The organism is Acinetobacter sp. IRS14 (genome assembly GCF_034650275.1).
In the GTDB taxonomy this organism is placed as follows: domain Bacteria; phylum Pseudomonadota; class Gammaproteobacteria; order Pseudomonadales; family Moraxellaceae; genus Acinetobacter; species Acinetobacter oleivorans.
Genome location: NZ_JAOVFN010000008.1, coordinates 23,922 through 36,989, shown reverse-complemented (window position 1 = coordinate 36,989; position 13,068 = coordinate 23,922). Strand labels below are relative to the sequence as shown.

Annotated in this window: 10 protein-coding genes; 6 read left to right on the top strand and 4 right to left on the bottom strand. The window is 39.0% G+C overall.

What is annotated here, in order from left to right; genetic code table 11:
• Positions 1-169 precede the first annotated feature (169 nt).
• Positions 170-3,109, top strand: coding sequence for an insulinase family protein (locus ODQ17_RS09640; RefSeq protein WP_322903210.1), 2,940 nt, complete (start codon positions 170-172; stop codon positions 3,107-3,109).
• A gap of 20 nt (positions 3,110-3,129) precedes the next feature.
• Positions 3,130-4,281 carry a phospholipase A gene (locus ODQ17_RS09635; RefSeq protein ID WP_322903208.1) on the top strand — a complete coding sequence of 384 codons (1,152 nt, stop codon included), beginning with the start codon at positions 3,130-3,132 and terminating at the stop codon, positions 4,279-4,281.
• A 42-nt stretch (positions 4,282-4,323) separates the two neighbouring features.
• On the opposite strand, the gene ODQ17_RS09630 is transcribed toward ODQ17_RS09635, so the two are convergent.
• From ODQ17_RS09630 to ilvA, 3 genes are all read right to left on the bottom strand, one after another.
• Positions 4,324-5,661: a TrkH family potassium uptake protein gene (locus tag ODQ17_RS09630; protein ID WP_005306138.1), complete on the bottom strand. Its 1,338-nt coding sequence runs from the start codon at positions 5,659-5,661 to the stop codon at positions 4,324-4,326.
• 17 nt (positions 5,662-5,678) lie between these two features.
• Complete coding sequence (locus tag ODQ17_RS09625) at positions 5,679-6,329, bottom strand: potassium channel family protein (RefSeq protein ID WP_322903206.1); 651 nt, start codon at positions 6,327-6,329, stop codon at positions 5,679-5,681.
• Positions 6,330-6,474: 145 nt separating this feature from the next.
• Positions 6,475-8,022, bottom strand: a complete 1,548-nt coding sequence (gene ilvA / locus ODQ17_RS09620) for a threonine ammonia-lyase, biosynthetic (protein ID WP_171056849.1) — start codon at positions 8,020-8,022, stop codon at positions 6,475-6,477.
• 101 nt (positions 8,023-8,123) lie between these two features.
• On the opposite strand from ilvA, the gene rpiA reads away from it, so the two are divergent.
• Positions 8,124-8,795: a ribose-5-phosphate isomerase RpiA gene (rpiA, locus tag ODQ17_RS09615; protein ID WP_049836852.1), complete on the top strand. Its 672-nt coding sequence runs from the start codon at positions 8,124-8,126 to the stop codon at positions 8,793-8,795.
• A complete protein-coding gene (locus ODQ17_RS09610; protein WP_322903203.1) occupies positions 8,795-9,475 on the top strand; it encodes a YgjP family zinc-dependent metalloprotease in 681 nt (226 codons plus the stop codon). Before rpiA ends, ODQ17_RS09610 begins: the two co-directional genes overlap by 1 nt.
• On the opposite strand, the gene ODQ17_RS09605 is transcribed toward ODQ17_RS09610, so the two are convergent.
• Positions 9,472-10,989 carry a hypothetical protein gene (locus tag ODQ17_RS09605; RefSeq protein ID WP_322903201.1) on the bottom strand — a complete coding sequence of 506 codons (1,518 nt, stop codon included), beginning with the start codon at positions 10,987-10,989 and terminating at the stop codon, positions 9,472-9,474. The genes ODQ17_RS09610 and ODQ17_RS09605 overlap by 4 nt on opposite strands.
• A gap of 184 nt (positions 10,990-11,173) precedes the next feature.
• On the opposite strand from ODQ17_RS09605, the gene argC reads away from it, so the two are divergent.
• Positions 11,174-12,229 carry an N-acetyl-gamma-glutamyl-phosphate reductase gene (gene argC / locus ODQ17_RS09600; protein ID WP_322903198.1) on the top strand — a complete coding sequence of 352 codons (1,056 nt, stop codon included), beginning with the start codon at positions 11,174-11,176 and terminating at the stop codon, positions 12,227-12,229.
• 75 nt (positions 12,230-12,304) lie between these two features.
• Positions 12,305-13,063, top strand: coding sequence for a DUF6776 family protein (locus ODQ17_RS09595; protein ID WP_080645537.1), 759 nt, complete (start codon positions 12,305-12,307; stop codon positions 13,061-13,063).
• Positions 13,064-13,068 lie beyond the last annotated feature (5 nt).

Here is a 13,068-nt window from a genome sequence, read left to right as displayed (position 1 = left end):
TTCTGGTAGGATAAAACACTCATGGCTATGTGCTTGATATCAAAGCCTTGCCAATGAAAACTAATACTCAACAAAAACATAGTATTTTACTTGGCTTTTGTTCGCCAATCTCAAGCTGACTCAGGCTATAATGAGACTTATTCACTTATCCGATATGTTAGGAGATCACATGACTGTAGATGTCACTGAAACCATTTCTCAAACTGTTCACCCTGCGTTTCAGTTGCTACGTCAGCACCATGTAGAAGCATTAGATATTTTAGTGTCTGAATATAAGCATAAAGTCACAGGTGCGGTGCATTATCACTTGGCAACTGACTATGATGAAAATGTATTTCTTGTTGCTTTTAGAACCCAGCCTATGGACTCTAAAGGCACGGCACATATTTTAGAACATACCGCTTTGTGTGGATCTGAAAAGTTTCCGGTACGTGATCCGTTCTTTTTAATGATTCGCCGTTCTTTAAATACGTTCATGAACGCATTTACAGCAGCAGATTGGACTGCGTATCCATTTGCTACTCAAAACAAAAAAGATTTCCAAAACTTACTCTCTGTTTATCTTGATGCGGCATTTGCTGCTAATTTGAATCCGCTTGATTTTGCTCAAGAAGGTATTCGTATTGAACTAGAAAATGGGCAACCTGTTTATAAGGGTGTTGTTTTTAATGAAATGAAAGGTGCGATGAGTGCACCGTCTGACCAACTTTATCATCAGTTGGCTCATCATTTATTTCCTGAAACGACCTATCATTACAACTCAGGCGGTGACCCGAAAGATATTCCTGATTTAACGTATGAGCAATTAGTCGATTTTTATAAAGTACATTACCATCCAAGTAATGCTGTATTCATGACCTTTGGTAATCAAACAGCATATGAGCTGCAAGAGCAATTTGAAAAACTAGCTCTACATAAGTTTTCTGCTGGAACAACTCTTTATTCTAAGCCCGAAAAACGTTTAGCAGCGCCAATTGAAGTAACAGAAAACTATGGTGTTGATAGTGATGATTTAAAAGATAAAACTTATCATGTTCTATCTTGGTTGTTACCAGAAGCAAATGATGTGAAATTGCGTTTGGGAATGCGTTTGGTTGAAGGAATTTTGTTAGAAAATTCAGCTTCACCATTGCGTCATTACCTAGAAACTTGTGGTTATGCTCAATCAACAGGTCCATTAATGGGCGTAGACGATAGCAATTTTGAAATGACTTTCTACTGCGGTGTTCAAGGTTCAAATCCTGAACATGCACAAAGCTTTAGAGAGGGTGTTTTAAATATTCTGCGTGATGTTGCTGCAAAACCAATTGATAGTAATTTAGTCGATGCAATCTTGCATCAGATTGAGTTGCATCAGCGTGAAATTAATGGTGACGGTACACCTTATGGCTTAAGTTTAATTTTAAATGGCTTAAGTGGTGCGATTCACCATAATGACCCAATTCAAATTTGGGATGTTGACAGCGCAATTGCACAAGTTAAAGAAGAATTGAAAGACCCAATGTGGTTATCAAATCTGATTCAAACACATTTGCTCGACAACCCACATCGTGTGCAAATGACTCTAGTTCCAGACCCAACTAAGTCTGTAAAAGAGCAAGAAGCAGAAAAAGCACGTTTAGCTGCTATTGGTGAAAAGTTAACAGATACTGATAAGGCTGAAATTATCGCTAATACCAAGGCGCTAGAGGAACGTCAGGATACTCCAGACAACCTTGAACTATTACCAAAAGTAGGTTTGGAAGATGTACCTGCTGACTTGCATATTGTGCAGGGGCAGTTACGCGAAATTCTTTGTAATCGTATGGATACGCCGTTGAATTTGTACCATGCTGGTACGAACGGTATTTACTATCAACAAGTACTCATTCAGATTCCTGATGATATTGTGAAGTCACCTTACTTCAATTTGCTTTCTATCTTAATGGGGGAAGTAGGTGCAGGTGAATATGACTATCTTGAACTACAAAACTTACAAACAGCTGTAAGTGGTGGTTTAGGAATGGGCGCTTCATTACGTAGTAAAGTTGATGACAAAGATAAAATTAGTGCGTGGCTAACGTTAACGACTAAATCGTTGACTCAGAAGTTTGATGCAATTCATTTATTAAAATTAGCATTTGAACAGCTTCGATTTGATGAGAAAGAGCGAATTATTGAGTTATTGCAACAACGTAAAACACGTTGGCAATCTCGCTTATCTGGAGCAGGCCATAGCTACGCAATGCAAATCGCGTCACGTAATATGAGTGCATTGGCTCAACGCGACTATCAAAACACTGGTTTAGGTGCATTAAACTGGTTAGGCGAGCTTGTTACTAAGATTACTCAAGACTCTGCTGCATATGATGATCTGATTGCAGAATTAAAGCGTATTCATCGTAAATTATTGCAAGCACCTAAACAGTTCTTGCTTGTATGTGAAGAACATCAGTCTGAACGTTTGGTTGAAGAAATCCAAAATGTTTGGGATAAACTAAACGTTGATGTAACTGCAACAGAATTAACTCACGTAGAACAGGCAAATGACAATAATCATGAAGCATGGTTAATTCAGGCAAATGTTCAGTTCTGTGCTTCAGCTTATCAGGCGGTGGACGTGTCGCATCCAGATGCAGCTCCGTTAATGGTATTGGCAGCTTATTTACGTAATGGGTTCTTACACAGTGCCATTCGTGAGAAAGGCGGTGCGTACGGTGGTGGAGCAAGTTATGATGGGAATGCATGTTCATTCCGTTTCTATAGTTACCGTGACCCACGTTTAGCAGAAACTTTTAAAGACTTTGAAGCAAGTGTGCAATGGTTATTAAATACGGAACAACAGCCTCATCAGCTTGAAGAAGCGATTCTTGGGTTAGTTGCAAGTATGGATAAGCCAGGTTCACCAGCGGGTGAGGCGATTACTGCATGTTATGCATTATTGCATGCAAGAACACCAGCTTTCCGCCGTCTCTTGCGTGAGAGATTGTTGCATGTAACTTTAGATGATTTACAACGTGTTGCTCTTCAATATTTGGTTGAGCAAACTCCTGTAAAAGCTGTAGTTGCACCATTTGCCAAACGTGATGAATTGCAGCAGTTAGGTTTTACCATTCAACAAGTTAATTAAAATAAAAATTGGAGATGAACATGGCGTTCAGACAATTTGAACGCACATCTTTACAGCTAAGCATGGGAATTGTGCTTAGCTGTTTGTGTGCGTCTGTGACATATGCTGACACCTTGGCACCTGTAACCCCCGCGACAGTAGATGCATGTGTTGCTCTTGCTTCGAATGCCGATCGTCTGGCTTGTTATGACTCTGTATTTAAGCCATCAGCTTTACCAGTTGTTCAAGCGGCGGCTGTACCAGAGCCTGTTCAAAAAATTGATGCACCTGCTGTTCCACCTGAAACTTTTAAAGAGAAGGTGGTAGATACAGTGAGTAATATCAAAATAATTGGCAAAGCCCCAAAACTTCAACCTACTACCTCTTTGCTCGATCAACGTTGGGAGCTATCTGAAGAGAGTAAATTAGGGGTTTGGAATATTCGTGCTTATCAGCCTGTCTATTTACTACCTGTATTCTGGACCAGTGATAAAAATGAATTACCTACTAGCCCAAATCCAAACAATGTAGAACATACAGCCCAAAATCTGAAATCAACAGAAAGTAAATTTCAGATTTCTTTAAAGACCAAAGCTTGGGAAAATATTTTTGGCAATAATGGTGATTTGTGGGTAGGTTATACCCAATCTTCACGTTGGCAGACATTTAATGCTGAAGAGTCTCGTCCTTTCCGTGAAACGAATTATGAGCCTGAAGCAAGTTTAATGTTTAGAACAAACTATGAATTGCTTGGTTTAGATGGTCGTCTGCTTGGGGTTACTTTAAACCACCAATCAAATGGTCGTTCAGATCCATTATCTCGTAGCTGGAACCGTGTGATTTTTAACGTTGGATTAGAGCGCGGTAACTTTGCTGTAATGCTTCGTCCATGGATTCGTCTGGAAGAAGACAGCAAAGATGATAATAACCCGGATATTGAAGATTACGTTGGACGTGGTGATTTAACAGCATTTTATAAGTGGAAGCAGAATGATTTCTCTTTAATGCTGCGTCATTCATTGAAGGGCGGTGATGATTCTCATGGCGCAGTTCAATTTGATTGGGCTTTTCCAATCAGTGGCAAACTGCGTGGACACTTCCAGTTGTTTAATGGTTACGGTGAAAGCTTAATTGACTATAACCACCGAGCAACCTACGCGGGCTTGGGTGTTTCACTCATGAACTGGTACTAAGTTTTTACTTGTAAAAAAGCCGCTTTAAAAGCGGCTTTTTTATTATCCAATTTGAATGTTGGCTTGGGGATGCTTGAGCCGACTTTTTTTCGGTGTAGCAATTAAATAAGCCAGTGTTAATGGACCGAGTCGCCCAGCAAACATGAGCAGGCTTAAAATGAATAAACTACCATTATGCAGCTCTGGCGTGATTCCACGAGAAAGCCCCACTGTACAAGCTGCGGAAACAACCTCAAAAAGCAAGTTCATAAAGTCTGCTTTAGGCTCTAAAAGCAAAATAATAAAGAATCCCATGAAAATGAGTATGCTTGTAATTGCAGTTACAGCTAATGCTTTATACGTCGTTTCGTGTGCGACTGAATGATTAAATATTCGGATTTCATCTGTGCGACGTAAAAAAGAAATTACACTGAGCACTAAAATGACAAAGGTCCCAACTTTAATTCCACCCGCTGTACTAAGCGAACCACCACCAATAAACATAAGCAACATCATGAGTAACGAGCTGCTGTTGGTCATTGCGCCTGTATCAATAGTATTAAACCCTGACGAGCGCGGAACAGTGGCTTGAAACCAAGCATTTAATGCTTGATCACCTACACTGAGCATTCCTAGGGTATGAGGATTTTGAGCTTCTAAAGCCCAAATTAAAATAAAGGCAATCAGGTTAATCACTGTAATAGTTGTAAGAATCAGCTTGCTATTCGGGGTGAGTTTTTTCCATTTTTTATTTTGCTTAATGTCCATGAGAACTAAAAAGCCAAGGCCACCCAAGGTGTAAAGTATGCTAACAGTTATACAAATCATATAATTGCTTTGAAAACTGATTAAGCTGTTAGAAAATAATGAAAAACCAGCATTGTTGAATGACGAAATGCTGTAAAAAACTGCATAGTACAATCCACGTGCAAAGCCGTAAGTCGGTGTAAAAGCAGTAGTGAGAATAATTGTACCAATAAGCTCAAAAATAAGAGTGTAAGTAACAACTCCTTTAGCAACAAACGTAACTTTTGATAGGCTGGTTTGACCTAAACTATCTTGTGCCATCATTTGCTGTTTAAGGCCAACTTTGGGTGACAAACTTAATGCAGCCAATATGGCAAAAGTCATGAAACCCAAACCACCCGATTGAATCAGCAATAGAATAATGGTCTGTCCGAACAGGGTGAAAGACTCATGAATATTTAAAACAGATAAACCAGTAATTGTGACCGCTGAGGTGGCTGTAAAGAGTGCATCCATCCAGCTCACATGACCTGTATTGGCAAATGGCAGTTTTAATAATAAAGTGCCAAAAATAATAAAGCCCAAAAAACCCAGTGCCAAGAGTGAAGGCGGGCTTAAATTTAATGTTTTATTAGGCTTGGGATATATAGACATATTCTAGATTTCGCCTCTTATGTGAAGCAATGAGAAAGTTTCTTTAACTGCGGTAAATGACCTTCTAAAATAAGAATGTCATGTGTTTGCAAGGTGAAATTTTCTTCGGTCTCAAATAAAATTTGCTGCTGTCTTTTTACGAGCAATGTTTTAACCTGTGGTGCTTGCTGCATAATCCCATATAAGTTAATGCCATTAAGCTTGTCAGGAATTTCAATTTTTATAATGTAGTGATCGTCTTCTAAAGACATATAGCGACTAACCATTGGATAGTTCAGTGCTTGGGCAACTCGTACCCCCATATCTTCTTCTGGATGAATAATTTTATTGATATTGAGGTGCGACAAAATGGTGTGATGTGCTTTGGTTTTTGCCTTTACCCAAATCTTATCTATACCTAAATTTTTTAAATTGAGTACACATAAGATACTTGCTTCAATATCTTCACCAATTGCGACTACAACTGCATCACAATTTTGAATGTTAAGTTCATCAAGTACGTGTTCGTCAGTCGCATCGGCAATGACGGCATGAGTTAAAATGTCGGCAAGATTTTCAACATTCTTTTTTACCGTATCAATGCCAATAACATCATGATTTAATTTTGTGAGTTCTTGAGCAACAGTTGCTCCAAAACTTCCTAAGCCAATGACTGCAAACTGTGCCATATTGATCCTTGTTTCCTGATTAGACGTTTATTTTTAAGGATATTTTCTTTGAGATAAAGAGAGGCAATGTAAATATGATGGGAATATTAAAAGAATTATATGAATAAGCCGACAAATTTGTCGGCTTATTCATCAAAATTGAAAATTATTTCAAGAAACGTTTGTAGCCAACATTATTCGTAATTTCTGCATACGGATAACTAATCTGCTCAAGAGTTTCAATTAGACCATCAGGGTTCTGTTTCGCATCGGTTGCTTGTAAACCGACTAAAACACGTCCTTCTGCTGCGCCATGATTGCGGTAATGGAACAACGTAATATTATGGGTTGGGCCTAAACGAGTTAAGAAGGTTAAGAGGGCGCCCGGACGTTCTGGGAACTCAACACGGAATAATCTTTCATCATCTATATTTGCATGACCACCAATTAAATAACGAATATGCAGTTTGGCAACCTCATCATCAGAGAGGTCATCTACTACATAATTTTGTTGCTTTAATTGCTCTAAAATTTCATGACGCTCTGCATCACCACCTTTTAAGCTAATACCGACAAATACTTGCGCTTCATCTGTATTGTTTGCTCGGTAGTTAAACTCGGTAATATTACGACCTTGTAAAGCACGGCAGAAGCCTAGGAATGCGCCTTTTTCTTCAGATAAGGTCACAGCATAGATCGCTTCGCGTTGCTCACCTAACTCAGTACGTTCAGCAATATAACGTAGGCGGTCAAAGTTCATATTGGCACCGCATACAATCGATACCATATTTTTATTGCTGATTTTATGTTCAGTAATGTATTTCTTGATCCCAGCAAGAGCCATTGCACCAGATGGTTCAACAATGCTGCGGTTTTCGTCAAATGTATCTTTAATGGCAGCACAGATTTCATCTGTATTTACCGTCACAATATCTGGATCAACAATTGGGCCTGAGTTATCAGATTTGCGCAGACGAATAATATCAAATGGTAAAGCGCCAATTTGTGCAACAGCTGTACCATCTGCAAACAATCCTACATGTGGCAAGATTACGCGCTCATTGGCTTCTAAGGCTGCTTTTAAACATGCAGACTCTTCATATTCAACGCCAATAATTTTAACATGGGGTGCAACTTCACCAAGGTAAGCTGCTACGCCTGAAATTAGGCCACCGCCACCAACAGCAACAAACACATATTCTACATCACGCCATTGACGTAAGATTTCATTTGCAATTGTGCCTTGACCAGCAATAACAAGTTCATCGTCGTAGGGTGGAATGAATACAAGGCCTTCAACTTCGGCACGTTGTTGTGCATATTTATTTGCTACATCAAAACTATCACCATGTAATACAACTTGACCACCCAAGCGTTTAACGGCTTGAACTTTAATGTCAGGAGTTGTACTTGGCATAACAATAATTGCTGGAATTCCTAAGCGTTGACCAGACAATGCTACACCTTGAGCATGGTTGCCAGCAGAGGCACAAATTACCCCACGTTCGAGTTGTTCTTTAGGTAACTGGCTAATACGGTTATAGGCACCACGTAATTTAAAAGAAAAAACAGGCTGTAAATCTTCGCGCTTAAAACGAATTGTATTATTTAATTTTTGACTAATTCGTGGAGCTGCTTCGAGAGGCGTTTCAATTGCAACATCATAAACCGTTGCTTGTAAAATTTGTCGTACCACACGAGACAGCATGTTCATCTTCCCTATAACAGTTTAAAATAGGAAATTATTGTAGCAAACCCTTGTGCATTTGCGCCGATTATTGGTGCATAAATGTCAAAAAATAGTTGAGTGATGTCATGAGTCTATATGCAACCCAAGATGAAAAGAAACAAGCTGCTGCGAAAGCTGCTTTAAAACACTTGCCCAAAGGCGGCATTTTGGGGGTTGGGACTGGAAGTACCGTAAATTTTCTAATTGATTTATTGCCTGAATTACAATTAGAAGCAGCTGTGGCAAGTTCTCAAGCAACTGCTGATCGTCTTAAAAAATTAGGCATTGAAGTTGTAGATATGAACCATGTGGGTGGTTTAGATGCCTATGTTGATGGTGCAGATGAAATTGACCGTCATATGCATATGATTAAAGGTGGCGGTGCTGCATTAACACGTGAAAAAATTGTAGCTTCAATTGCTAAGAAATTTGTTTGTATTGTTGATGATTCAAAATGGGTTGATCAACTCGGACGTGATTTTCCACTTCCAGTAGAAGTTATTCCAATGGCTCGTTCTGCTGTGGCGCGTAAGTTGGTGAGTTTAGGTGGTGACCCAGTTTATCGTGAAGGTGTAGTAACAGATAACGGGAATGTGATTTTAGATGTATTTAATCTTAATATTTTAAATGCACTTGATTTAGAAAAAACCATTAACAATATTCCGGGTGTTGTGACTAATGGTATTTTCGCTTTAAACCCAGCAACAATTGCAATTGTTGCAACAAATAATGGTATTGAAGAGCGTACTGCACAGTAATGTCTGTGGAAATGCCAGAAATTAAAATCGTTCGACACGTAAGAGCAAGAAAATTGCGCTTACGTGTTGAGCCTACTTCAATCCGTCTCACGGTTCCTTTATTTTGTAGTAAAAAACAAATTCAGCAGTTTTTGGCTCAATCTGAACAATGGTTGACTGAGACGTGGAATAAGCAACAAAATGTTCAATCGGCATCGATTGAAATTCCTTCCGAGATTTATTTTTTTAATAAAGACCAACCGTTTCAGGTCATTGTTCAAAAGCAGCATCGAGTTTTTCAATTCGATTGGGAAAGAAGTTGTTTATTTCTTAAAGACACGCAGCCATATTTGGCATTACAAAGTGCAGTGATTGCCTTTGCAAAACAAGAATTGCCAAAACTTTTAAAAGAGTTAAGTGAACACACTCATTTGGCTTATAGAGAATGTACAATTCGCCGTCCGAAAACTCGTTGGGGAAGTTGTAGTAGTCAGCATAATATTATGCTACATGCAGGATTAGTATTGATGCCACACGAGATTGCTCGTTATGTGGCTATTCATGAATTAGCTCATACTAAACATTTTGACCATAGCCCAGCTTTTTGGGCTGAAGTTGAAAAATACGATCCATATTTTCAAAAACACCGCAGACAACTTAAATCAAATCCGTTGCCTGCATGGTGGCATATTTCGGATTAACTAAAATGACATTCTAGTTGTGGTGTTTGTAAGTTATCTGGTGCTTTTCGGCTGTCTAAACCTGCTTTAGCACTCACGATTTTATTTGCTTTAATTGATAATTGTATAAAGTTGTATTGCTGCGTTGAGTTATTTGGTTCGGCGGAACTTGAGTTGAGTAAATAACTTGAGCTTGCAGCATCTGTTTGCAATAAATTATCTGTACTATCCGCACTTAACGCAGAGCGATAAGTCTGTGATCCTTTAATAAGGTCGATTTGACCATTCGCACGAAAATTAAGCTGGCAACCTGTTGCGGTGTCTTCGTAATGACCCACTAAATAATCTGTAGCAGGTAGTTTTGGGTCGGAAAGATTAATGCTGGTCAAGCCTTGTTTGCAAGGATATACAGAACCGTTGCAGGTGGCTGTAATGCCGCTAAAACCTACAGCACGACGATAATCACCAGCACCATCTATGCGGAAAAAGTCAGCCGTATTCCCGATAGGCACGATCCCTGAATATTGTTTTTTATCCAGTAGATTATAACTCGTCTGATCTAAACTCTGGCTATTTGCCAATTTTAAAGTAGCGGCTTTTAAATTGGCTGCAAAATTATCGCGTATAGCTTTTTGATTGGCTGCGATATCTAACAGTGTATTTTTGACTGGATCAATATTATCTGGAGCAGAATTGAAAATAGGGGTAAATGTTGTTTGATCACCTTGAAGTTTTTTCCCATCTAAGAAGCCATCTTTTAAATCGGTTGCCAAACTTTTAATCAACTCTTGATATGTAGTTGGTCCGCTGTGAATTGTTGACCAATATTGTAAGTAGCCAAAGCTAAGATAACTATCCACATATGTAGTAGGTTTTCTGGTTGAGTACTGTAATGAGGTTAAAGCAGTGACGAGGGAGTTGGCTGGACTTAAAATTGGGATGTCAGCATCTTTGAACGCGTTAAGAAGCGATCTATAAACATCTTGAGAAGCTAAATCCACATGCAATTGCTCAATGCGGGTTGGGTCAATCGTATCTTGAGGAAGTTGTCCTGAGCGTATAGCAGCTCGTTGGTAAATCGCTTCACTGCTTGGGCTGATGAATAGGGTTCTGTTACTTACACTGTTTGGTGTAATAAACGAATGATAAACGCCAGAGAAATTTTGGTATGTTGAAGTAATCGGATCAAATACTTGAGATGAATTTTGAGTCGTAATTTCTACAAGATATAAGTGATTTAACTTAGCAGTAGGAATTTTGACATTAAAGCTGTTTAAACTCGCAATTGAAGTATCTACTAAAACAGAATTGGTGGTGTTGTCATATACTTTGAATTGGATATTACGAATTTCTACAGGGGATTTAACAGTAACATCCGTTGTTGCTTCAGGAGTAGGATCAACAGGTGTTGGAGTACTCGGAGAATTACCACTACTGCTGCCGCCACCTCCGCAACCTACAAGTGCAGCACTTAAAATTAATGTGCTTAAACCAAGGTAAGTGCGTAATTTTGTTTCTTTTGATTGATGAAGCATCCTAGCTCTCCAAAATTAAATCTGATATTTATTTGCTGATATTTGTTTAGTTCTGACAGTTGAATAAGTGCTGTCTAATTGTCGCTAAAATTAAAAAAATTAAAATTACCAAGCATGAAATGGTTTTGTAAGCTTGGACATCCTGTCATACTACAACACAAGTATAGATTCAAAAATTGAGGTAATGCACGTGATTTCTGTCGGAATTGTTGGTGGAACGGGTTATACAGGCGTTGAACTATTACGTATTTTATTACGACATCCTAAAGCGCAGGTTCGAGTTCTTACTTCGCGTACAGAAGCGGGCAAACCAGTTGCAGATATGTTCCCTAATTTACGTGGACATACTGATCTTCAATTTTCTGATTTAAATGTTGATGATTTAAAAAAATGTGATGTTGTATTTTTTGCTACACCTCATGGTGTTGCGATGCAGCATGCAAAAGAATTGATTGCGGCTGGTACTAAAGTTATTGATTTGGCTGCTGATTTTCGTTTGCAAAATCTTGAACAGTTTGAAAAATGGTATGGCATGGAGCATGCTTGCCCAGACGTTCTAGAAAACTCAGTATATGGTTTGGCTGAATTAAACCGCGAAAAAATTAAACAGGCGCAAGTTATTGGTAACCCTGGTTGCTACCCGACTACCGTTCAATTAGGTTTGGCGCCACTTTTGAAATCAGCGCAAGCATTGATTGAAACAAAAAATATTATTATTGATGCGAAGTCAGGTGTTTCTGGTGCTGGTCGTAAAGCAAGCTTAGGCATGATCTATAGTGAAAATGCTGATAACTTCAAGGCTTATGGCGTTGCGGGTCACCGTCATCATCCAGAAATTGTTGAAGCATTAGAAAATATTTCTGGGCAAAAAGGTGGCTTTGAAGGGCTCTTATTTGTTCCTCATTTAGTTCCAATGATTCGCGGTATGCTCAGCACAATTTATGTCGATTTGACAGAAACTGGAAAACAAACTGATATTCAGGCATTGTATGAACAATTTTACGCAAATGAAAAATTTGTTGATGTGATGCCTGCTAACAGTTCGCCTGAAACACGTAGTGTGCGCGGTGCGAATGAGCTTCGTATTGCTTTATATAAGCCGCAGCCGAATAAACTTATTATTCTTGCGGTACAAGATAACCTTGTGAAGGGTGCATCTGGTCAAGCTGTACAAAATATGAACCTTATGTTCGGCTTTGATGAAGATGAAGGCTTACAAGGGATTGGTTTATTACCATAAAAAACTCTTTTTTGCTTCACACACATTTAAATTTCGATTTAAATGTGTGTCTTGACTCTGATCTTAAACACTGAGATGACGATGCAAAACTCTGGACAGACGACTTCAGCAGAAAGTTCGTTGCAAAAGAAAAATTTTTTAAATACTAATAAACCTTTGTTTATTGGTGCGGCTATTTTAATGAGTGGTTGTCTTGCGCTCGGCTATACAATTGGACACCGTCAAGGTTTAACTGTTGTAGGTTACGATGCAGATGCAGAGCAATTGGTTGAAGTGGTGCAAAAGCAGAAAACAGCTTTAGATGCGGTTAATAAAAGCCTGAACGCTGCGGTACAAGAGCGTGATGTTGCTGTAACAAATGCAAATGATCTGTTTGAAGCTCTTAATCAGGCCAACGCTGATAAAACGCAGCAAGAAGGTATGAGTAATATCTACCGAGATATCTTGAGGCAGCGAGGTGGTTTAAGTTTGACCATTCAAAATTTGGCAATCAAACCTTTGCCTGAAAATGCTTATGAATATCAGTTGGATCTAGTACAGGTAAGCCCAAGTAAGCGCCGTGCTTCAGGATCAATTGAGATAAGACTCATTAAAGATACAGAAGTTTTAGTTGTACCACTTGAAGCTAAAAGCTTTAATTTTACTGACTTCGAGCGCTTAACAGGTCGTTGGACGATGCCTAAAGGTTTTACACCTCAATTTATTGAGGTACGTTTAACAGGCGGCTCTGATACACCAGTTATTAAACGTTTTAGTTGGCAGCGCGGTAAACCTGTCGAAACATCTTCTGCTTTCGTGGCAGAAATTCCTCAAGCTGAAGCAAATTCACAATAGTAACA

Excerpts from the sequence above, each read along its gene's own strand:
- ODQ17_RS09640 (WP_322903210.1), top strand. The coding sequence starts at position 170 with ATGACTGTAGATGTCACTGAAACCATTTCTCAAACTGTTCACCCTGCG.
- ODQ17_RS09635 (WP_322903208.1), top strand. The coding sequence starts at position 3,130 with ATGGCGTTCAGACAATTTGAACGCACATCTTTACAGCTAAGCATGGGA.
- ODQ17_RS09630 (WP_005306138.1), bottom strand. The coding sequence starts at position 5,661 with ATGTCTATATATCCCAAGCCTAATAAAACATTAAATTTAAGCCCGCCT.
- ODQ17_RS09625 (WP_322903206.1), bottom strand. The coding sequence starts at position 6,329 with ATGGCACAGTTTGCAGTCATTGGCTTAGGAAGTTTTGGAGCAACTGTT.
- ilvA (WP_171056849.1), bottom strand. The coding sequence starts at position 8,022 with ATGAACATGCTGTCTCGTGTGGTACGACAAATTTTACAAGCAACGGTT.
- rpiA (WP_049836852.1), top strand. The coding sequence starts at position 8,124 with ATGAGTCTATATGCAACCCAAGATGAAAAGAAACAAGCTGCTGCGAAA.
- ODQ17_RS09610 (WP_322903203.1), top strand. The coding sequence starts at position 8,795 with ATGTCTGTGGAAATGCCAGAAATTAAAATCGTTCGACACGTAAGAGCA.
- ODQ17_RS09605 (WP_322903201.1), bottom strand. The coding sequence starts at position 10,989 with ATGCTTCATCAATCAAAAGAAACAAAATTACGCACTTACCTTGGTTTA.
- argC (WP_322903198.1), top strand. The coding sequence starts at position 11,174 with ATGCACGTGATTTCTGTCGGAATTGTTGGTGGAACGGGTTATACAGGC.
- ODQ17_RS09595 (WP_080645537.1), top strand. The coding sequence starts at position 12,305 with ATGACGATGCAAAACTCTGGACAGACGACTTCAGCAGAAAGTTCGTTG.